Genomic DNA, 21,448 nt, shown 5'->3' on the forward strand with positions numbered 1-21,448 from the left:
TCAGTTCTCCTGTTTAAGTCCTTCGACCGGTGACAGCCGTGCTGCCCGTCCGGCCGGTGCCAGCGCCGAGAGCAGACCGGCCAGAATCGCGACAAGAAGGATACCCAGAGTTGAGGGGATCGACCAGTCGACGATGAGCCGATTGGAATAGTCATGCGTGATCAGACTGGTGCCGACGATGCCCAGTCCCCCGCCGAGGAGGAGCCCGATGAGTGCCGCCACAGACGAGATGAGGGTGGCTTCCAGTGCGAGGATCGATCTCAGCTGGGAGATGCTCAGGCCCAGTGCCCGGAGCAGAGAGTTCTCTCGTCGACGTTCGATCACCGACAAACTCACCGTGTTCGAGACGCCGAGGAGGGCGATGAGGACGGCGACGAACAGCAGGGCCACCGCAACGATGAGGAGGACATCGATGAATTCGGAGTATTGGCCTCGGGCCACTGCCGAACCACCCACCTCGTCACTGGTCACGTCGAGTTCTTCGGCTACGTCCTGTTGGATTCGAAAGATGTCGGAGACTGAGGCATCCGGATCGACCTTGACCAGGACGGAGGTGGAGGTCGCGGACACACCCAGATCATTGCCGACATCCGGGGTGGTGAGGAAGACCAGACTCGAGTCACCGGCCTTCTCAACCGGAAGAGTCGCCTCGGTGAGCCCCTTGATGCGGATGCTCTCTGGCCCGTAGTCGTCGGGGACGAGCACTTTCCCCGGAACGGGTGGCTCGGCGCCCTCACTGAGCACAGTCTGGGCGGAATCGGGATCGATGACATAGAGCTCGGGGGGCATATCGCCGTGGTCACCGAGCACCTCCGCCCGATGGGCGATGACGACGGCTTCCACCCCTGCAATCTCACGCACACCATCGGCTTCGTCCCGATCGACGGTGGTTTCGAGCGGAACGGAGATGTCGACGGGATAGCGCTGGTCGAGTCCGAAGCTCAGCGTGGCCTTCGTCGACATTCCACCGACCACGATCGTCGCCACCAGGGTGACACCGATGATGAGTGCGGTTGCCGTAGCCGCGGTTCGGCTGCGATTGCGCAGAGTGTTCAACGTGGCGAGGCGGCCCGGGACGCCGAAGGGACTGAACGCCAGGTCGCCGATTGCTGCGAGGATCGGCGGAATGATCATCACGGAGCACAGGATCAGGCCGAAAACGAGCAGTGCGCCCCCGAGCGCCCCACCCAGGATCCACCCCGGTGATCTCCCGATGAGATAGACCGAAGCGACGAGGAGCACGATTCCGAGGCCGATGCTCGACCACCCGATGAGCTGACGCACCCGGCTGTGCCGCGAGGGCGACAGGGACTCGTCGAGGGGCTGCAGCGCCTCCAACGGCGTCACAGCGATGGCGCTGCGGGCCGGTCGGATGGTGGCAAGGACCGTGAGGAGCACACCGACGACAATGCCGATCAGCAGCGCCGAGAGAGGAACGCTGAGGCTGAGATAGTCGAATTCGTTGGGCCAGACCTGCTTCGCTCCCGCGGCGAGGCAGAAGCTGAGCCCCGTCCCGACCACCACTCCACAGATCGAGCCAAGCAGCCCGATAAAGGTTCCCTCGGTCACCACGGACCCGTAGAGCTGAACCCGTGATGCACCCAGGCAGCGCAGCAGTGCCAGTTCGCGCCTGCGACCGGCCACGATGACGGAGAAGGTGTTGGACACCACCAGTATCGCCACGATGACGGAGATGCCGGCGAAGGCCAGGAGCAGCCAGGTGACGACCTCATTGCTGCCGGAGAGCCGATCCGTCTTCACATCGATGGCATCGCCGACGCTCATCGCCTCCAGGCTTCCCTGCAGAGCTGAGTCGTCGATCGCGTCCTGAAGGTGTGCGCGGACCACGTTCGGATCAGCACCCTCGTCGAGAGCGATCTGTATCGCGACAACATCACCCTGCGAAGCGAAGTACTCCTGATAGCTCGCCGAGGTGGTTAGCCCGCGGTGCGATCCTGCAGTCGCCGGGCCGCTGTCCATAGAGGCCAGGCCGACGACGGTGAACGTCGTGTTGCTTTGATTCGGCCCCCGGTAGACGGGCATCGCCTCATCGTCAGGGCCGACGGAGAAGCGGATCTCGTCGCCGATGCCCACCCCCAGGTCATCCGCGGTCTTCTCGTCCAGGACGAGATCTGTGAGGGACTCGGGCCGGGTCCCATCGGTGAGCGCGAATGTGTCCAGGCCCGGGTCTGCGGGTGCAGGTGTCAAAGCGAACGTGCTCTCAGAGAATGTCTGCCCTCGACCGGTCGTCGTTGTTCGCGCGTTGACAGTTGCAGTGTCCACTCCCTCGACCTGTTCCAGCGGCTTGGTCAGCGGAGCGGCTTCCTGCCCGTTGACGAAGATGTCCTGGCCCGGGACGATGACGAGGTCGGCCTCGGAGAATGTGTGCGACACAGACTCCTTCAGGCTGGCCTGCAAAGACGAGCTGATAATCAGAGTAGAGGCGACGAAACCCGCGGCCAGCGCGATGCCGAGTCCCACTGCGAGGAATCGCGCCCAGTGGATACGAATCTCCGCCAGAGCGACTGCGATCACAGGTCGCTCAGTTCACCCAGCGCGGAGACCACGGACTCTTTGGAGGGCTGGTGCACTTCCCCTCCGGCACGACCGTCTTTGAGGAGCACGACTCGATCCGCGTGTGAGGCGGCTACGGGGTCGTGGGTAACCAAGATGATCGTCTGCCCGTAGCGGCTTGTTGCTCCATGCAGCAGCGCCAGCACTTCAGCACCGGCTTGTGAGTCGAGGTTGCCTGTGGGCTCGTCGGCGAAGATCACGTCAGGGCGAGTCAGCAGGGCACGAGCCACAGCAACACGCTGCTGCTGACCGCCGGAGAGTTCATGCGGGCGATGTTTGAGCCGATCCCCCAGCTCAAGGCGCTCAACGACTTCGGTCTTCCACTCGGGATCGATCCTTTTGCGTGCCAAGGCCACCGGCAGTTCTATGTTCTGCTCGGCACTGAGAGTGGGAACCAGATTGAATGCCTGGAAGATGAATCCGACGCGGTCGCGTCGCAGTTGCGTCAGTTCCTTGTCGTTGAGACCTGTGATCTCCTGACCGCCTAGGGTGATGGTGCCGGAATCCACTCTGTCGAGACCGGCGAGGACATGCATGAAGGTGGATTTTCCTGAACCCGAGGGGCCCATGATCGCACTGAACCTACCGGCTTCGAAGTTCACCGTGATGTCGTCGAGGGCTGTCACTGCGGTGTCGCCGCGTCCGAAGCTCTTGCGCACCGATTGTGCACTGAGCACGACATCAGAGCTCGTCACGTCCGCAGGAGTCGACATCATGACCTTCATCAGCTGGTTGAGATTCGTTATAGACCACCCTAATCGGTGATAGCAGAAACCGCCCACCTCAGGTGTTGAGGAGGGCGGCATGTGGTGCCCGCGACAGGATTCGAACCTACGACCTTCTGCTCCGGAGGCAGACGCTCTATCCACTGAGCTACGCGGGCAACGGATGCAATGCTATCACCGACATGTAGTGCTTCCCAAAACGAAACCGCGTGCAATCGAGACTCGATTGCACGCGGTTGAAAGCATCAGGCGCCCTTCATGTCCTTGCGCCCGGGAACATATTCCCAGTGCCAGAGTTCATAGGAGTTGCGCTTGGCCCAGTCCGGGTTCTCCCAGCCGTACTTCTCACCGTTGGCGATGAGCCACTCGGACTGCGGGCCGGTTCCTGTCTCGGTACCGCCGCCGAGGTCGAGCGCGATTCCCCAACCGTGGTTGGACGTACCCGGCCGGGCAGCGAATCCGGGCTTGCGCTCGGCAACGGAGATTTGGGATTCGAGCGAGCGATAAGAATCAGTGATGGCAAGTTCCTTGCCAGTGTCCTTCTTGTACGCAGCGTTCATCTTTGCGAACGACACGGCGGCATCGGAACGCAGCTTGTGCTTGCCCACGCCGACCTCGCACAGCCAGTCTTCGGGCAGTTCGCCGTTCGACACATGGCCCTTGGGCGCCTCGTCCTTGCAGCCGGGCAGCACCGTCTTCGTGATGGCGCGCGAGGCGGCCTCCACCTTGGTCTGCTTTGCGCTGGGCGCTCCGATGGCCATGCTCGTCTTCTCGTCGTCGGCCTTGATGTCGGCCGAAACGGATTCGGAATTGATTGCACGAGCCTGAGTATCGGCTGCAGTCTCGTCGACCTTGACTTCCTGGTTGCCGCTCATGTTGCCGGCGACCATGACGGCAGCGATTGCGGTACCCGTCACGGAGACAGTTGCCAGTGCGGAGAAAGTTGTCATGCGACGACGACGGACCGACCGCAGAAGAGAACCGTCCGATCCGCGGCTGCCCATCCGGGCGGCGACGAATGCCGAACCACCATGATCGGGACGAGCCGACGCTTCTTTGGCCATTGCGGCCCGACGCGGTGACCCTGCAGCCGCTTTGGCTTCTGCAGCCATCGCGGCGCGTCGCGGCGAGAGTGGTGTTGAAGGAGTCGGGCCCGAGTGCTGCGGCGCCGATGGCGCATGCTGCTTGGAGAAGACAGATGTCACGGGTGAAGACGTATGCTGCTTGCGCAGATCGCGGCGGCGAACCGGTTGCGCCTCTGCGGTCGAGGACTCACTCGACATATTACTCCGTACTGTTGTCCCTATTTCGGCCGTGATGATTACCGGCAAACGAAAACCTTATGTCACAACACTATAACGACCTCGTTACAGATTGTCATTTTCCGTTCATACTTGGCGTGTGACCTCGGGTTACACATGCTTTCGCCCCCACCAGGGCGGCACAGATAACGTATTTGCGGCCGCTGGTCGGGGAGATTCGTAACATATTATTATAAAGCATTAAGTTCGTGGATGACCCGCGTCACAGATCGATAGTGATCTGTGGGCGATGTCATGCTCAGTGCTGGTGTCGGCCCCGCTGCATGGCGTCCTGAACCTCACCGACAAGTTCTTCCAAGACGTCTTCGAGGAAGAGCAGACCCAGCACGTTGCCCTCTTCCGAGACGACCCTGGCCACGTGGATGCCGACCTTCTGCATCTGGGACAGTGCCTCTTCGACCTCATCACTGGCGGTCACAGTGAACAGAGGACGGAATCGCTTCGCCGGAACGGGCGCACCGTATTCGAGCGTGCTGTCGGCGTAGAGAACGTCCTTGATGTGGAGATAGTCCTGCGGGTAGCCGTCATCGTCGGTTACGAAGTACCTCGAGAACCCGGTTTTTCCAACCAGGGTGACGAGATCGTCGGGGGTCACACTCGAGACGATGGTGATCAGTTCGGACATGGGCACCATGATGTCGGCGGCTGTTTTGTCACTGAATTCCAGCGCACCCTTGAGCAACCCGGTGTCGTCGGTGAGCAGGCCTTCGCGCTTGGACTCAGCGACGATCGATTCAACCTGCTCGATCGTGAACGCTTCATTGACCTCGTCGCGAGCCTCGATTTTGAACAGATGCAGGATCGAGTTGGCCAGACCGTTCAGCGGTTTGATGACGAAGCCGAAGACTCGGGACAGGAAGACGAGCGGAGGTGCCAGCAGCATCACTGCCCGCGCCGAGCCCGCCAGCGCCATGTTCTTCGGCACCATCTCACCGATCACCACGTGCAGGTAGGTGACGACACCGAGAGACAGGATGAAGGAGATCGTCGAAGACAGTCCTGCCGGAATCCCCAGTCCCTCCAGCGGGCCGGACAGGAGGTGGTGAATGGCCGGCTCCGCAACATTGCCCAACAGCAGAGAGCAGACGGTGATTCCCAGCTGACAGATCGCGAGCATCACCGAAACATGCTCCATCGCGTACAGAGCGGTCTTCGCTGCCGCCGACCCCCCCTGTGCTCGGGGCTCGAGCTGCGATCGTTTGGCCGCGACCACGGCGAATTCGGCGGCCACGAAGAAGGCATTGCCCAGAAGCAGCACGAGGAGCCAGATGAGGCCCAACCAGTCGGTGCTCATCAGAACTCACCACCCTGTTCATAGCCGACCGCGTCGGTTGCACGAAGGAGTATGCGCAGCCTTTCGATGCGTCGACCGTGCATCCGTTCGACTCGGATCAGTGCGTCCTCAGTGCGGATCTGGTCGCCGGGCTCCGGGATCCGGCCCAGCTCTTTGAGGACGAATCCAGCCAGAGTCTCATAGTCGGAATCTTCAGGTATGTCGAGACCGATCGTCAATGAGACTTCGTCGGGGCGAAGCTGTCCCGGAACGATCCAGGTGCCATCACGGGCGGGCCGTGCCGCCACACGCATCCGGTCATGTTCGTCGGCGACTTCACCGACGAGTTCTTCCACGACGTCTTCGAGGGTCACGACACCGGCGGTGCCTCCGAACTCATCGACGACGACTGCCATCTGCAGGCCCTTGGCTCGAAGTTCCATAAGAAGCGGATCGAGCAGAAGGGTTTCGGGAATCTCGGTCACCTCGGTCATCAGTCCCCCAGCGTATGCATCGTCGCGGTTCGCCAGCGGAACAGCAAAGGCCTGCTTGACGTGAACGACGCCGAGGATATGGTCCTTGTCTTCTCCGGCGACCGGGAAACGGGAGAACCCTGTCTCTCGGGCCTGTTCGATGATCGCTCGCGCGGTCGTGTCCTTGACCACCGATGACATACGTGTGCGCGGAGTCATCACGTCCTCTGCGGTTCGCTCGGAGAAGCTCAGCGTCCGCTGGAGAAGGTCAGCCGTCTGCTCATCGAGCACTCCCTCTTCAGCGGAGTGACGCACCAAAGAGGTGAGCTCTTCGGGCGAGCGGCCAACAGAGCCCTCCTCCTGAGGCTCGATGCCGAAAGTCAGCAGGATCTTGTTGGCGGTGCCGTTGAGCACGCTGATCACAGGCTTGAAGACAAGGGAGAAGACATACTGCACCGGCGCGGCGATACGACCGGTGGCCAGGGGAACTGCAATCGCCAGATTCTTCGGCACCAGCTCACCGAAGATCATCGACAGGATCGTGGACAGAATGAGTGCGATCGTCAGCGCGATCGGAGCAGCGAGCCCTGGACTGGCACCCATCGCTTCGAACACCGGTGCCAAAAGCCTGCCCAAGGACGGCTCCATCAGGTAACCGGTCAGAAGAGTCGTGATTGTGATGCCCACCTGTGCCGCAGACAGCTGCGTGGACAGGTGGGTCATCGATCGGCGGAGGATCTTGGCTCCGACCACGCCGTCCTCCACCGCTTTATCTGCAGTGTGGCGGTCCAGCGTGAGAAGTGAGAACTCGGCAGCGACGAAGACGCCGGTGCCGCCGATCAGGAAGAGTGCTAACGCAAGGTACAGCCATTCCATCAGTGACGATCCCTGCCGTTCGCGGTCAGGAGATCACGTTGAGTGATGTGATCGAACCTCAGGGGGTGAGGGTCGTCGTCTGGGGCGCCGGCTTCCCGCCGGCCGGGACTGTCACTGTGCATGGTGAGAGCTTACCAACTCCGGGACAACGGTCGGCCTTCGTCATAACCGGCCGCGCTCTGCACTCCGACCGTGGCAAGATCCGCGAATTCCTCTAGACTCCGGGCTCCCGCATAGGTGAAGGAGCTGCGCACACCCGAAGTGATGCCATCGAGCAGGTCCTCGACTCCAGGAGATTCTGGGTCAATGTACATAGTCGACGACGAGATGCCCTCTTCGAACAGTCCTTTGCGTGCACGCAAGAATGCGGATTCAGTCCGAGTCCTGTTCGCCACGGCCCGTGCAGATGCCATGCCGAAGCTCTCCTTGTATTTGCGGCCCTCACCGTCGATCAGAAGGTCACCCGGGGATTCATGGGTGCCGGCGAACCAGGACCCAACCATGACCTGCGATGCACCAGCAGCGAGAGCCAGCGCCACATCGCGGGGATAACGCACTCCCCCGTCCGCCCATACGTGAGCACCCAGTTCCCTGGCAGCCTCGGCGCATTCGCGAACAGCCGAGAACTGCGGACGGCCGACTGCCGTCATCATGCGCGTGGTGCACATGGCACCGGGTCCGACACCGACCTTGATGATCTGGGCACCGGCCGACACGAGATCGCGAACACCGTCAGCGGTGACGACATTGCCGGCGACGATGGGCACTCCGAGATCCGCGGCCGCGATCGAGGCCAGGGTATCGAGCATCTTCACCTGATGGCCGTGTGCTGTGTCGACGACCAGCACGTCGGCTCCGGCTGCGACCAGAGCGGAGGCCCGCTCGACGGCGTTGCCGTTGACTCCGACAGCCACCGCGATCTTCAGCGAGTCCTGACTATCGAGGTTAGGGGCGTAGATCGACGAGCGCAGCAAAGACTTGGGTGTCAGGGATCCCAGCACCCTGTCGCTGTCATCGACGACAGCGGCGAATGGGGTGCGGGCCTCGTTCATGGACTCGAACAAGGACTCCAGCTGCGCGCCGTCCGACCAGTCGACATCCGAGGCTCTAATGATGTGCGGAGAGGGTTCCAACAGTGCAGACACCGCGGTGAACCGGTCGACGTCCTTGAGGCTCGACGAGTCGATCACTCCTTCGAGCTTCCCGTCATCGTCGACGACCACTCCGAAGCCGTGGGCACGTTTGGCCAATACGTGCAGTGCATTGAGCACCGTGTCCTCCGGAGAGAACCGCAGTGCAGAGTCGAAGACACGGTCGCGACTCTTCACCCACGCGATCGTGTCCTGGGCCGCGGACAGGGGGATGTCCTGCGGCAGAACCGCGAGACCACCTCGGCGTGCCATGGTCTCAGCCATTCGGCGGCCGGATACGGCAGTCATATTCGCGGCCACGATCGGGGTCGTGGAGCCCGTGGGATCGGTCGTCGACAGGTCGACATCGAACCGAGAAGTCAACGAGGACGAATTGGGAACCAGGAAGACATCTGAGTAGGTCAGATCATTATTCGGGTCATTTGAGATGAAACGCATAACACTATTGTCCCCTATGCGGACATACGCGGGTACATCGCGTTAGGCTGGTCATGTCGTTAAGCAGCAATTCTTGAATCAGGAAGTAGGCGATCAACGCCGTGTCCGTCAATACTCCGAACCGCACCGTCGACGACTTCGGGTCGAATGAGTGGTTGGTCGAGGAATTGTATGAACAGTACAAGTCCGATAAGAACTCGGTCGACCAGTCATGGTGGCCGTTCTTCGACAAGTACGAAAAGAACGGGAATGGGGTAGCAGCGAAAACTGCAGACGCCAAACCCACCGCGCAGACCGGCACCAAGCCGGCCGCGAAGTCCAATGCGAAACCAGCAGCCAAAGCGCCGACTAAGTCCGCCGACAAGTCCGCCAAGGATGCCTCGAGTGCAGACTCTGTCGCGGATGACAGTCCCCGCGGAATCTCCCCATCGTCGGCTCAGTCCGAGACGCTGAAGGCCGAGACCAAGTCTGTGCCCACAGTCGCCGTAAAGGACACCGAGCCGAAACCGGCTCCCGAGGAGACCGTGACTCCATTGCGCGGTCCCGCGAAGCTGATCGCCAAGAACATGGATGATTCGATCGAGGTTCCCACGGCCACGTCCGTCCGGGCGCTGCCTGCCAAGGCCCTCATCGACAATCGCATCGTCATCAACTCCCACCTCAAGCGGACCCGCGGTGGCAAGGTCTCCTTCACCCACCTCATCGGCTTCGCTGTCATCCGGGCTCTGCAGAACTTCCCCTCGCAGAACGTTTCCTATGATGTCCGCGACGGCAAGCCGGTCATGGTCTCCCCCGCTCACATCAACTTCGGTCTCGCAATCGATGTGCCGAAGAAGGACGGTTCGCGCACGCTTCTGGTGCCGAACGTGAAGAAGGCTGAGACCCTGACCTTCCGCCAATTCGTCGATGCCTACGACGGTCTCGTCGACAAGGCTCGGCAGGGAAAGCTCACGGCCGATGATTTCGCGGGCACATCGGTCTCGCTGACTAACCCCGGCGGAATCGGAACCGTGCACTCAGTGCCGCGTCTGACCAAGGGCCAGGGCTGCATCATCGGTGTCGGTGCTCTCGACTACCCGGCAGAGTTCCAGGGCGCCAGCCAGCACACGATCAACAAGCTGGCCGTGTCCAAAGTCCTGACGCTGACCTCCACCTACGATCACCGCGTGATCCAGGGTGCCGGATCGGGCGAGTTCCTCAAGCTCGTCCACAGCTACCTCCTCGGCGAGGACGGCTTCTACGACGACGTCTTCGAGTCACTGCGTCTGCCCTACGAGCCTGTGCGCTGGGTGCCTGATGTCTCTGCTGAAGACCAGGACGATGTCAACAAGACCGCTCGCGTCATCGAGCTCATCGACGCCTACCGCACCCGCGGGCACCTCATGGCGAACATCGATCCGCTCGTCTACCGTCAGCGTTCCCACCCGGACCTCGACATCAACCAGCACGGCCTAACCTTGTGGGATCTCGAACGCGAGTTCCCCACGGGTGGCTTCGGTGCCAAGCCGATGATGCCCTTCCGCAACATCCTCGGACTCCTGCGCGAGAGCTACTGCCGCACCATCGGCTTTGAGTACATGCACATCGCCGATCCGCTGCAGCGTCGTTGGTTCCAGGCAAAGATTGAGGTTCCGCATCAGGAGCTGACACGCTCGGAGCAGGGACACATCCTCGGCCGCCTCAACGCAGCCGAAGCTTTCGAAACCTTCCTACAGACGAAGTACATCGGGCAGAAGCGCTTCAGCCTCGAAGGCGGCGAATCAGCCATCGTCCTCCTCGACGAGGTCCTCAACCAGTCGGCGGACACCGGCATGGAACAGGTCGCCATCGGCATGGCCCACCGTGGACGTCTCAACGTGCTCACCAACATCGCAGGCAAGTCCTATGCGCAGATGTTCCGTGAGTTCGACGGAACGATGTCTCCGGACAGCGTGCAGGGATCCGGCGATGTCAAGTACCACTTGGGCACCGAGGGTTCCTTCACCTCGCCAGCGGGCAACTCCACCGATGTCTACGTCGCGGCCAATCCCAGCCACCTCGAGACCGTGGACCCGGTTCTCGAGGGCATCGTGCGCGCCAAGCAGGACTTCATCGACCAGGGAGAAGCCGGATTCACCGTGCTTCCCGTCCTCGTCCATGGCGACGCGGCATTCGCAGGTCAGGGTGTTGTCACTGAGACCCTCAACCTCTCGGAGCTGCGCGGCTACCGGACCGGTGGAACCATCCACATCATCATCAACAACCAGGTCGGCTTCACCACGCCCCCGGCCTCGGCCCGCTCGTCCTACTACTGCACCGACGTCGCGAAGTCGATCAACGCACCGATCTTCCACGTCAACGGGGATGACCCCGAAGCTGTTGTGAGGGCCGCCCGTCTCGCGTTCGAATACCGTCAGGAATTCAACCGCGACGTCGTCATCGACCTCGTCTGCTACCGCCGTCGGGGACACAACGAGGGTGACGATCCATCGATGACCCAGCCGCTGATGTATTCCCTCATCGAGAAGAAGGGTTCGGTGCGCAAGCTCTACACCGAATCGCTTGTCGGCAGGAAATGCATCACCGCCGAAGAAGCCACCGAAGCCCTCAAGGACTACCAGTCGAAACTGGAATCGGCATTTGCCGAGACCAAGGAAGCCGAGTCCGGTTCCTACGACGGAGACGCCTTCAATGCTCCGCACGTGCCCAGCGACATCGAAGCATTCAACAATGCCGAGACGGCGATCAGCTCGGAGACTCTGCAACACATCGGCGAGACATTCGCCGCTGTTCCAGAGAACTTCACCATCCACAAGAAACTGCGTGCCCTGCTCGAGAAGCGCAAGGAGATGTCGCTGTCCGGCGGCATCGACTGGGGCTTCGCCGAGCTGTTGGCCTTCGGCTCGCTGCTCATGGACGGAATTCCTGTTCGCCTCGCCGGCCAGGATTCACGTCGCGGCACCTTCGTGCAGCGCCATTCGGTGCTCATCGACGCCGTCAACGGCAATGAGTGGACTCCGCTGCAGAATCTCAGCGATGAACAGGCTCGATTCTGGGTCTATGACTCCCTGCTGAGCGAGTACGCTGCGGTCGGCTTCGAATACGGATATTCGGTCGAACGCAAGGATGCCCTGGTCGCCTGGGAAGCCCAGTTCGGTGACTTCGCGCAGGGTGCTCAGTCCGTGATCGACGAGTTCATCTCGTCCTCGGAGCAGAAGTGGCAGCAGAACTCCGGCGTCGTCATGCTCCTGCCCCACGGATATGAGGGACAGGGACCTGACCATTCCTCTGCTCGCATCGAGCGCTACCTACAGCTGTGTGCCGAATCGAACATGACCGTCGCATACCCGTCGAATGGTGCCTCGTACTTCCACCTCCTGCGCCGTCATGCGATGACGACGAACAAGCGTCCGCTCATCGTCTTCACTCCGAAGTCGATGCTGCGGCTCAAGGCCGCCGCGAACTCACCTGAGGACTTCACTTCGGGAACGTTCGAACCCGTCATCGACGATTCCATCGTCGATCCCGCGCAGGTTGAGCGCGTCGTGATGGTCTCCGGAAAGCTCTACTGGGACCTGCTGGCACAGCGTGAGAAGCGCAATGACACGACGACGGCTTTGGTCCGCGTCGAACAGCTCTACCCGCTCGACGAGGATTCCATCGCGGCTCTGCTCGACCGGTACCCTGCCGGCGCTCAGCTGGCTTGGGCCCAGGAAGAGCCGGAGAACCAGGGAGCTTGGCCGTTCATGGCGCTGAACATGCCTGAGCTCCTCGGCGATCGTGAGCTCACCGTGATCTCACGTCCTGCCTCCGCTGCGACTGCGACCGGACTCAAGCATGTCCACGAAGTCCAGCAGCAGGAACTCATCGACAGGATCTTCAGCCGGTGAGCTCAGTGACTCCAACGACCGTTGCTGTGATCGGTGGCCCTCTGGTCGCCGGTCACGGTGATGGTCGTGGCCTCGGTTGGGTCGGACGCGTCACGGCCAGGACCTTGCCGAGCCTGCCCGACCTCAGAGTCTTTCCCCTGGCCGTACCGCACGAAGACTCTGCGGATCTGCATGCCCGAACCATCTCCGAGGCGTCCCTGAGGTTCACCTCCGATGGGGACAACCGTTTGGTGCTGGCCCTGGGCTCCGGGGACCTCGATTCAGGTCGTTCCGTGGCTCGTGCTCGGCTCGATGTGGCCAATGTGCTCGATGAGGCGCTGGCGAGGAAGGTCTCAACATTCGTCATCGGGCCTCCCCCGGAGTACAACTCCGACCGGAATCGTGCGATCGCTGAGCTCAATGCGAGCTTCTCAGACGTCGCAAAGCGCCGAGGAATCGCCTATGTCGATACGTTCACGCCTCTGCTGGGCCATCCCGTGTGGCAGCGTGAGATCGCATCCTCACGAGACCATCTTCCAGCTCAGGAAGGCTACGGGCTGCTCGCTTGGTTGGTGCTGCATCGTGGCTGGTTCCCATGGCTCGGTGTCCAAGATGCCATGGGCGATTCCTGACCTGGGCCCAAACAGTCGCAAACCGCAGGAGTCCGACCGGCTATGACCTGAGCGATACTTTGCCCAGACACACCAGTCATGAAAGAATGAAGCATCTAGCGAAGGAGTGTGATTATGAGTAAGCGCAGCCGTAAGCGTCACGATCGTCGCCGTAACAAGGCGAACCACGGAAAACGTCCACTCAGCTGATTCCTTCGAATCAACCAGGACATATGAAGAGGGCGGGGAGAATAGATATTTTCCCCGCCCTCTTCATATGCCTGTTTCGTATCTCTACGCTCCGGTTCCGGGCCACACGGCCTGTTCGCTGGCGATACGCAGGCGGATCTTCTCGCGCAGCCCCATCGGTGCTTCTTCCCGACTGCAGGATCTGCGCACCAATTCCTTGAGCAGCGCCTCGATCTCGTATTCGTCATGGCACGACGGACACTGTTCGAGGTGTACCGAGATCTCGCGGATCTCCGTCGTCGTCAGCTCTCCGTCAAGATAGTGGTAGATGCGCATCAGGGATTCCGCGCGCACATTCTCACAGCATTCATCGCTCATTTCGCACCTCCTGCAGGTGAGGAGAAGCCGCGATCCGCAGCGTAGTCGGCAAGCATGTCACGCAGCTGACGGCGCCCCCGGTGCAAGCGCGACATCACGGTGCCGATGGGCGTATCCATGATCTCAGCGATCTCCTTGTACGGCAGACCTTCGACATCGGCATAGTAGACAACCATGCGGAAGTCCTCCGGAAGCTCCGACAGCGCGTCCTTGACGTCGGAGTCGGGAAGATGGTCGAGAGCTTCGAGTTCTGCGGAGCGACCACCGGAGGACGAATGACTCGCAGCCTGGGCGATCTGCCAGTCCTCGATGTCCTCGCTGCCGTGCTCCAGCGGCTGGCGCTGCTTCTTCCGGTAGTTGTTGATGAAGGTATTCGTCAGAATCCGGTACAGCCATGCCTTGAGGTTGGTTCCCGGCTTGTACTGATGGAACGCCGCATAAGCCTTCGCGTAGGCCTCTTGGACGAGGTCTTCGGCGTCGGCAGGATTTCGGGTCATTCGAAGTGCAGCTGCGTAGAGCTGATTGAGATACTCCAGAGCGTCACGCTCGAAACGGGCCGAACGCTCGGCCTTGGTTTCGGGGACATCTTTGACTGATTCGGTCATCGTAGTCAATGGTACGCCCGTTCTCTCGAGGACGGCAGTGGCGTTCACAGACTTCTCCTTCTGCCTTTCGACTCTGCACCGGGAAGGATCTCCCTCACCGGCGCGTGTTCTCCTGTTCAACACCGGGCCGAGGCCCCACTATTCCCGCACAACCGTTATGCTTGCCAGTGAGATGCCCGACACGTAGGAAGGACCATAGTGTCTCCAATCAGATTCCTCGCACGGCCCATGCTGGCCGCCGGCTACATCAGCAACGGGGTCGACCGTCTGCGCAGGCCAGAAGCAGCGGCCGCCTCGATCGGTGCGCTGCTGAACATGGCACGCAAACAGATCGACGTACCCATCGATGCTCCTACCCTGGCACGCGCCACAGGAGCGGCTCAGGTCGCTGCGGGATCACTGTTGGCTATCGGACGATTCCCTCGCGTGAGTGCCACGATCCTCGTCGGCACTTACCTCCTCGACACCGTCGGCGAGCGTATCGCTGCTGACAAGACGACATCGAAGGATGACAAGCGGGCACGCACGGAGCGCACCCTGATCCGCACCTCGATGCTCGGTGGCGCGTTGCTGGCCAGCGTCGACACGGCGGGCAAGCCAGGACTCTGGTGGCGCACACAGCATGCCGCCGAAGATCTCTGGTCGTCGGTCGAAGACACCTCGAAACAAGCAATGAGTGCACTTGGCGTTGACTGACACACCCGATCTCACCGCACCCGCCACAGGTGACTGGCTTGCGCCGGTCGCCGGTGGCGGCGTCACCGCCACTGTCAGCGTTCCCGGTTCAAAGTCGCTGACCAACCGCTATCTCATCCTCGCCGCACTGGCCGAATCGCAGTCACTCGTGCGTGGGTGGCTGCGCAGTCGTGACACTGAACTCATGGTCGATGCTCTGAAGGCGCTCGGAGCCGATATCGACAACGTCAACGGCAACCTGCACATCACCCCCATTGACTTCTCCGCACACCGTGAAGGCCCACCCGTCGCCATCGACTGCGGACTGGCGGGAACCGTGATGCGCTTCGTGCCCCCGCTCGCCGCAGCCACTGGACGTGAGATCGTCCTCGATGGCGACGAACAAGCCAGGGTCAGGCCGATGTCGGTGATCATCGATGCTCTGACCCGCCTCGGCGCCTCCATCACGGCAGAGGACAATCTCCTGCCGATGACGGTCCATGCCCAATCACAGCTGCGCGGCGGCCACCTTGAGATCGATGCCAGCGCCTCCAGCCAATTCGTCTCGGGCCTGCTCTTGACCGCGCCGGTCATGCCCCTGGGAATCGAGCTCGTCAATCGCGGCGAGGCTGTCCCCAGCCGAGCTCATGTCGATATGACCATCGAAGTCCTCGCCGATGCGGGCGTCGACGTCACCGAGCCCGAACCCGAACGCTGGATCATAGAACCGGGTCGCCCACGCGGACTCGACGTTCACGTCGAACCGGATCTGTCCAATGCGGCGGCCTTCGTCGCCGCTGCTCTGGCTACCAACGGCGATGTGACGATACTGGATTGGCCAGCTCATACGACGCAGGCCGGTGATGGGTTCAGAGCCATCACCGAAGCCTTCGGCGGCACTGTGACTCTGGATCGAAACGGCCTGCGAGTCCAAGGCCCAGAAGTCCTGCAGGCTGTTGACCTCGACCTCTCCGCCATCGGTGAACTGACACCCGTCGTCTCTGCTCTGGCGGCATTGGCAGACGGCACCTCGAATCTGACTGGGATCGGTCATCTCCGAGGGCATGAGACCGATCGGCTCTCGGCACTTCGCCGCGAGCTCGGTGCCATCGGGATCGACGTCGACGAAAAACCGACATCTCTGACGATCACGGGCGCCTCCCCGCGCCGAGGAACCTGGCATACGTACAACGACCACCGAATGGTCATGGCCGGAGCCATTCTCGGTCTGCGCGTCGACGGGCTGGTCATCGAGAATGCCGACACTGTAGCGAAGACACTGCCGGAGTTCACCCAGCTGTGGGAAGACATGTTGAGTCGGCGGTCCTGAGATGGCACGGATCTACCGTGACGAGGACTATCGCCCCCGGCCCAGCAGACGCGGTTCCAGGCCACGAACGAAGAACCGGCCGAACCACGATGCTGCGATCGAGGGACTCGTCACCGCTGTTGACCGGGGACGCTACCGCGTGGTCGTTGCCAATGACAGCGGTGACGTCCGTGATTCCCCCGGCGCTGGCGCAACCACTTCAGATGTCACGGCTGTACGAGCCTCCCACCTGCGCAAAGACGCAGTCGTGCCCGGGGACATCGTCAAACTCGTCGGCGACACTTCGGGCGGCAAGGGGTCGCTGGCGCGCCTCGTTGAGATCACTGAGCGGCGAACACTGCTGCGTCGCAGCGCTGATGACACAGACCCGACCGAGCGGGTGATCGTCGCCAATGTCGATGTCATGGGCATCGTCACCGCAACCGAGGACCCCGAACCTTCCTACGGTCTCATCGACCGGGCCCTGACTGCGGCCTTCGACGCTGGCATCACTCCCCTGCTCATCGTCACCAAGACCGATCTGAAACCGGCCGATGGCATCATGGAGCGGTTCTCGGAGACCGGAGTGGAGATCATATCCTCAGGGCTCAGCCCCGACGGCACACTGACCGATGCGAGGGTGTTCGACCGTCTGCAGGGCCAGATCAGTGTGCTCATCGGTCATTCGGGGGTCGGCAAATCGACCCTCATGAATGCTCTCGTCCCCCGCGCTGACAGGGCCACCGGCCACGTCAATGACGTCACCGGTCGGGGTCGACACACCTCGTCTTCCGCGATCTGTCTTCGTCTTGACGGTGGCGGCTGGCTCGTGGACACCCCGGGAGTCCGCAGCTTCGGTCTGGCCCACGTCGATCGCGAGACACTGATCTCAGCCTTCCCAGAACTCGTCCAAGCCACTGCCGAGTGTCCACGCGGCTGCACCCATCAGTCCGAGGCACCGGGATGCCAACTCGACTCCTGGGTCAGCGAGGGCAAGGCCGGCCCCGGCGGAGTCTCACGGTTGGAGTCGCTGCGCAGACTGCTGCCCTCGTCTGGATAAGGTGGGAGCATGAACGATCTCGACCTGGCGACCGAACTCGCCGACCTCGCGGACTCCATCAGCAACCGTCATTTCGTGGCGCAGGACTTCACCGTCGAGACCAAACCGGATCTGACACCCGTGACCGAATGCGACCGTGCCGTGGAGACCGCGATCATGGATCGTCTCGAACGCGAACGACCGGAGGACAGTGTCCTGGGCGAAGAGTTCGGATCCCACGGAACCTCGCCGAGGCGGTGGATCATCGATCCTATCGACGGCACGAAGAACTTCGTCAGGGGCGTTCCCATCTGGGCCACTCTGATTTCCCTGTACGACGGACAGACACCGATCATCGGCATGATCTCAGCTCCTGCTCTGGGGCGACGATGGTGGGCCGAAGTCGGTCACGGAGCTTTCACCTCGGCGCTGGGAGAACCTGCGAAGCCCATCCACGTCTCTGACGTCGATGCCCTCGAAGACGCCTCGATGTCGTATGCTTCCCTCTCCGGCTGGAAGGAACTCGGCGTCCTCGACGACTTCCTTGCGCTCTGCGATTCCCTGTGGCGGACCCGAGGCTTTGGAGACTTCTACTCATACATGCTTCTGGCCGAAGGCGCCGTCGACATCGCCTGCGAACCCGAGCTGGAGCTCTACGACATGGGTGCGCTGGTACCCATCGTCGTTGAAGCAGGCGGAACGTTCACGAACACGGCCGGCGAGTCCGGACCGTTCGGCGGGAATGCCCTGGCCAGCAACTCGAAACTCCACGAACGTGCCCTCGATGCGCTGGGTCGGATCGCCCCTGCCACCCCTCAATCCCACACCTGAGCGTCAGTTTTCGACGCAACCCGAACATCTTTGACGAAGAGGGAGACAGATGCCCGATGTGATGCGTGCTGATCTGTGGCATTCAATGGCCGATGCGGCCGGACTGATCAACGCCGACGGAACGATCGGCGAGACGATTTATGGACAGATGACGGCTTTCGCGGCAGAGACCGGAGCTGTGAATTTGGGGCAGGGAGCGCCTGGAACCGATGCTCCTGCCGAACTCATCGAGGCCGCGGCAGACGCCATGCGTGAGGGCTGCAACCAGTACCCGCCGGGCCAGGGCAGTCCGGCGCTGCTCGAGGCTGTGGCTCACCAACGGCAGCGGGACTTCGGCCACGAGGTCTCACCCCAGGACGTGCTCTACACTTGTGGAGCCACAGAGGGCATCACCGCCGCGATTCTGGCTCTCCTCCCCCGGGGCGGGACGGTTCTCGCATTCGAACCGTTCTATGATTCCTACCCTGCGGCAATCGCCGCCGCCGGTGGGTCGATGATCACCGTGCCGATCTTGTCAACCGCTGAGGGCGGGTTCGAGCCCGATTGGGACATCTTCGACAATGCTGTCACTGCTGCCGGCAGCCGTCCCTCGATCATTCTCATCAATACTCCCCACAATCCGACAGGTTTCATGTTCACCGAACAGGATCTGGTTCGCATCGGTGAAGCAGCAGTCGCCGCCGACGCGTGGGTCCTGACCGACGAAGTGTACGAACAGTTGGTCCTCGACAGTACGCCACATGTGGCACCGGCCGTGGCCATGAGCGACAGCTCACGAGTCGTCACAGTCTCCTCAGCGGGAAAGTCCTGGAACGCGACCGGATGGAAGATCGGGTGGGTGATTGCTGAGCCTGAGGTCAGGCAGGCCATCCAGACGGTCAAACAGTTCCTCACGTTCACAGCAAGCGGTCCCCTGCAGGTGGGCCTGGCACGGACACTGGCCGGAGGTTCGACGTTTGTGGATGAAAATCGATCTTCACTGCAGCAGCGAGCAGACGTCCTGGTTCCGGCTTGCCGTGCTATTCCAGGGGGCATTGCATCAACGCCGGCTGCTGGGTACTTCACCGTCGTCGACTTCTCCGCCCTGACTGATCTGGACGCTTTCGAGCTCAACAACCTATTGGCTCGACGGTATTCGATAGTCGGAATTCCCGTTCCAGCCCTCTGTCGGACCGGATCCCCTGCTCACACGGCGTACAGAGCATCAATCCGCTACTCATTCTGCAAGTCTGCAGCGGATGTCGATCGCGGGGCACAGCTGTTCTACGAGCTGGCTGCCGACCTGAAGCAGAATCCCAATGCGCTGCGCAGCCAGGACTGATGCCACCAGCCCTGATCTGAACACAGAACGAAGCACCAGGCTCACACAGAGCCGGCACATATAGAGGAGGGGACGAATCGCAGTTCTGCGATTCGTCCCCTCCTCTATTCACTCCTTTTCACTGTGACCGCCACAGCGCAGATGCACCTGTGGCAGCGTCAGCGTCAGACTGTTCAGGCCTTGACGAGTTCGAGTTCAAGTTCGATCTTGATCTTGTTGGAGACGAGCAGTTCTCCACCGCCGAGGACGGCATTGAACTCCATACCGAAGTCCTTACGATCGACCTGGGCCGCAGCCGAGAGGCCCGCGACCTGGTTCTCGTTGGGATCGGTGGCAACGCCGCTGAACTCGGTGGCGAAGGTGACTTCCTTCGTCACACCGCGCATCGTGAGGTCACCGATGAGTTCGAACTCTTCATTGGAAGCAGCGTTGATCCGTGTGGACTTGAAGGTCAGCTTCGGGTTGTTCTCAGCCTCGAAGAAGTCACCGCCCTTAAGGTGACCGTCGCGCTGAGGATTGCGTGTGGTGATCGATTCGACGTCGGCCTCAGCGGCAACTGTGCTGCCTTCGAGGGTCTCACCGACGTTGACGCTGCCAGCGATGTCCTCGAAGTGTCCGCGCACCTTCGAGACGCCAGCGTGGCGTGCGGTGAATGTGAACTCGGAGTGCACTGGGTCGATGTTCCAGGTTCCTGCAGTGAGTCCCTTTGGAAGAGCAGTCATGATTTCTCCTGTTGGTTGAAATTTGAAGTACAAGAATGATTTTAGTTTTTATTTCAACTACATGCAACTCAATAGACGCACTCAATTCCAGAATGGGGCGCCAGTTGAACGGCAAGCAGACATGTGTTGGACGTCACTCATAAACGGTTTGGCCCGCAGGAGACCACTCGTGTAAAGTAGAAAACACGACGCGGGGTGGAGCAGTTCGGTAGCTCGCCGGGCTCATAACCCGGAGGTCGCAAGTTCAAATCTTGCCCCCGCCACGTTGCGAATGTGTCGCGAAATCGTTCACTCGGTTTCGCGGCACATTCTTTGTCTCTGGCTCCCCGCATCCCCATGATTGGGGGTCATAGGCCAAAATGTGTGTATGGGTAGAGTGTGTCCGGCAGGCTAGCCCTGATGGTCTCACCGTGATCGCCCGTCCCACACTTTCTGGATCCCGTTACCGTCCTTGACGCTGAACGACGTCCCATACAAAGACTTTGTCTCCCGGCGACTGGCATCAGCCTCCGCGGCTGTGCGCCGAGGCTTCTTCGTCCTCGCAGCCGACGTGACGAAGTCCCACGGATCCCTCGCAGCTTCTGTCTGCAGATACAACAGCCAGTCGACTCCCCGCCCGGCATGATCGGCCGTTAGACCCTTGCAGAGTCGTAGGAACTCCTTGACGGCCCCGTTCGACCCGCCCTCTAACGGGTTCGTCGTCCGCGCGACCTTGACGCCCGCCTTCGCCAGGCCCAACCAGGTGAAAAGCTGGTCGTCACGGATCAGTCCGGCCAGGAGTCTCCACGCCCGCCTGGTCCGTAGGTGTGTGTACCACCAGGTCTGGCCCGGTCTGACGTACGAGGGTCGAGGCGTGCCGGCGTGGGCACGAGTACGGTGTTTGAGGAGGTGAATCGCCATCGCCCTGAGGATAATAGAGGCAGGGAGATTGGAAGAAGGAGATCCTCTCATACCAATGAAATACACCGACGAACCCAAAGCTCGTGCCGTCGAACTCGTCATCCATACTCAAGCCGATCCTGAGACCGCGAATGGGGCAATCACCCGCGTCGCGAACGAACTCAGCCTGAGCAAGGAGACCCTGTGAG

The 21,448-nt window shown here is 61.3% G+C and carries 19 protein-coding genes and 2 tRNA genes; 10 read left to right on the top strand and 11 right to left on the bottom strand.

What is annotated here, in order from left to right; all coding sequences use genetic code 11:
• From INT29_RS02505 to INT29_RS02535, 7 genes are all read right to left on the bottom strand, one after another.
• Window positions 1-2,535, bottom strand: a complete 2,535-nt coding sequence (locus tag INT29_RS02505) for an ABC transporter permease (protein ID WP_101572437.1) — start codon at window positions 2,533-2,535, stop codon at window positions 1-3.
• Window positions 2,532-3,290: an ABC transporter ATP-binding protein gene (locus INT29_RS02510; protein ID WP_193070645.1), complete on the bottom strand. Its 759-nt coding sequence runs from the start codon at window positions 3,288-3,290 to the stop codon at window positions 2,532-2,534. Before INT29_RS02510 ends, INT29_RS02505 begins: the two co-directional genes overlap by 4 nt.
• 91 nt (window positions 3,291-3,381) lie before the next feature.
• Window positions 3,382-3,457, bottom strand: a tRNA-Arg gene (locus INT29_RS02515).
• A gap of 87 nt (window positions 3,458-3,544) precedes the next feature.
• A complete protein-coding gene (locus INT29_RS02520) occupies window positions 3,545-4,582 on the bottom strand; it encodes a D-alanyl-D-alanine carboxypeptidase family protein (RefSeq protein ID WP_101572440.1) in 1,038 nt (345 codons plus the stop codon).
• A gap of 277 nt (window positions 4,583-4,859) precedes the next feature.
• Window positions 4,860-5,915, bottom strand: coding sequence for a hemolysin family protein (locus INT29_RS02525; RefSeq protein WP_101572442.1), 1,056 nt, complete (start codon window positions 5,913-5,915; stop codon window positions 4,860-4,862).
• Window positions 5,915-7,243, bottom strand: a complete 1,329-nt coding sequence (locus INT29_RS02530; protein WP_101572444.1) for a hemolysin family protein — start codon at window positions 7,241-7,243, stop codon at window positions 5,915-5,917. The genes INT29_RS02525 and INT29_RS02530 overlap by 1 nt, the downstream gene beginning before the upstream one ends.
• A gap of 131 nt (window positions 7,244-7,374) precedes the next feature.
• Window positions 7,375-8,832, bottom strand: a complete 1,458-nt coding sequence (locus INT29_RS02535; protein ID WP_101572445.1) for a GuaB1 family IMP dehydrogenase-related protein — start codon at window positions 8,830-8,832, stop codon at window positions 7,375-7,377.
• A 101-nt stretch (window positions 8,833-8,933) separates the two neighbouring features.
• Here INT29_RS02535 and INT29_RS02540 point away from each other — a divergent pair, with 101 nt between their 5' ends.
• The 3 genes from INT29_RS02540 (at window position 8,934) to INT29_RS20730 (ending at window position 13,501) form a co-directional block, all read left to right on the top strand.
• A complete protein-coding gene (locus INT29_RS02540) occupies window positions 8,934-12,701 on the top strand; it encodes a multifunctional oxoglutarate decarboxylase/oxoglutarate dehydrogenase thiamine pyrophosphate-binding subunit/dihydrolipoyllysine-residue succinyltransferase subunit (protein WP_101572447.1) in 3,768 nt (1,255 codons plus the stop codon).
• Window positions 12,698-13,312 (top strand): GDSL-type esterase/lipase family protein, encoded by a 615-nt coding sequence (locus INT29_RS02545; RefSeq protein WP_101572449.1) that lies wholly within the window; start codon window positions 12,698-12,700, stop codon window positions 13,310-13,312. The genes INT29_RS02540 and INT29_RS02545 overlap by 4 nt, the downstream gene beginning before the upstream one ends.
• A 114-nt stretch (window positions 13,313-13,426) precedes the next feature.
• The gene (locus INT29_RS20730; RefSeq protein ID WP_374701025.1) at window positions 13,427-13,501 is read left to right on the top strand and encodes a 50S ribosomal protein bL37; all 75 of its coding nucleotides are present in this window, start codon (window positions 13,427-13,429) and stop codon (window positions 13,499-13,501) included.
• Between the two features lie 84 nt (window positions 13,502-13,585).
• On the opposite strand, the gene rsrA is transcribed toward INT29_RS20730, so the two are convergent.
• Both rsrA and INT29_RS02555 read right to left on the bottom strand, forming a co-directional pair.
• Entirely contained in the window at window positions 13,586-13,858 is a 273-nt protein-coding gene (gene rsrA, locus INT29_RS02550; RefSeq protein ID WP_101572451.1) for a mycothiol system anti-sigma-R factor, read from the bottom strand.
• Window positions 13,855-14,511: a sigma-70 family RNA polymerase sigma factor gene (locus INT29_RS02555; RefSeq protein ID WP_374701024.1), complete on the bottom strand. Its 657-nt coding sequence runs from the start codon at window positions 14,509-14,511 to the stop codon at window positions 13,855-13,857. Before INT29_RS02555 ends, rsrA begins: the two co-directional genes overlap by 4 nt.
• Before the next feature lie 150 nt (window positions 14,512-14,661).
• Here INT29_RS02555 and INT29_RS02560 point away from each other — a divergent pair, with 150 nt between their 5' ends.
• From INT29_RS02560 to INT29_RS02580, 5 genes are read left to right on the top strand one after another with little or no spacing between them, the layout of a single operon-like run.
• Window positions 14,662-15,159: a DoxX family protein gene (locus tag INT29_RS02560; protein ID WP_101572455.1), complete on the top strand. Its 498-nt coding sequence runs from the start codon at window positions 14,662-14,664 to the stop codon at window positions 15,157-15,159.
• Window positions 15,152-16,468, top strand: a complete 1,317-nt coding sequence (aroA, locus tag INT29_RS02565) for a 3-phosphoshikimate 1-carboxyvinyltransferase (protein ID WP_193070646.1) — start codon at window positions 15,152-15,154, stop codon at window positions 16,466-16,468. Before INT29_RS02560 ends, aroA begins: the two co-directional genes overlap by 8 nt.
• Window position 16,469: 1 nt before the next feature.
• Window positions 16,470-17,507, top strand: a complete 1,038-nt coding sequence (gene rsgA, locus INT29_RS02570; protein ID WP_193070647.1) for a ribosome small subunit-dependent GTPase A — start codon at window positions 16,470-16,472, stop codon at window positions 17,505-17,507.
• Window positions 17,508-17,516: 9 nt separating this feature from the next.
• The gene (hisN, locus tag INT29_RS02575; RefSeq protein ID WP_101572461.1) at window positions 17,517-18,317 is read left to right on the top strand and encodes a histidinol-phosphatase; all 801 of its coding nucleotides are present in this window, start codon (window positions 17,517-17,519) and stop codon (window positions 18,315-18,317) included.
• Window positions 18,318-18,366: 49 nt separating this feature from the next.
• Complete coding sequence (locus INT29_RS02580) at window positions 18,367-19,638, top strand: aminotransferase class I/II-fold pyridoxal phosphate-dependent enzyme (RefSeq protein ID WP_193070648.1); 1,272 nt, start codon at window positions 18,367-18,369, stop codon at window positions 19,636-19,638.
• A gap of 173 nt (window positions 19,639-19,811) precedes the next feature.
• Here INT29_RS02580 and INT29_RS02585 read toward each other — a convergent pair whose 3' ends face one another.
• Complete coding sequence (locus INT29_RS02585) at window positions 19,812-20,360, bottom strand: YceI family protein (protein ID WP_101572465.1); 549 nt, start codon at window positions 20,358-20,360, stop codon at window positions 19,812-19,814.
• A 189-nt stretch (window positions 20,361-20,549) separates the two neighbouring features.
• Here INT29_RS02585 and INT29_RS02590 point away from each other — a divergent pair.
• Window positions 20,550-20,623, top strand: a tRNA-Met gene (locus INT29_RS02590).
• 142 nt (window positions 20,624-20,765) lie between these two features.
• On the opposite strand, the gene INT29_RS02595 is transcribed toward INT29_RS02590, so the two are convergent.
• A complete protein-coding gene (locus tag INT29_RS02595) occupies window positions 20,766-21,260 on the bottom strand; it encodes a hypothetical protein (protein ID WP_193070649.1) in 495 nt (164 codons plus the stop codon).
• A gap of 55 nt (window positions 21,261-21,315) precedes the next feature.
• On the opposite strand from INT29_RS02595, the gene INT29_RS20360 reads away from it, so the two are divergent.
• Window positions 21,316-21,447: a hypothetical protein gene (locus INT29_RS20360; protein ID WP_257930165.1), complete on the top strand. Its 132-nt coding sequence runs from the start codon at window positions 21,316-21,318 to the stop codon at window positions 21,445-21,447.
• Window position 21,448: the final 1 nt, after the last annotated feature.

Source organism: Brevibacterium sp. FME37, from assembly GCF_014897485.1.
Classification (GTDB): Bacteria; Actinomycetota; Actinomycetes; order Actinomycetales; family Brevibacteriaceae; genus Brevibacterium.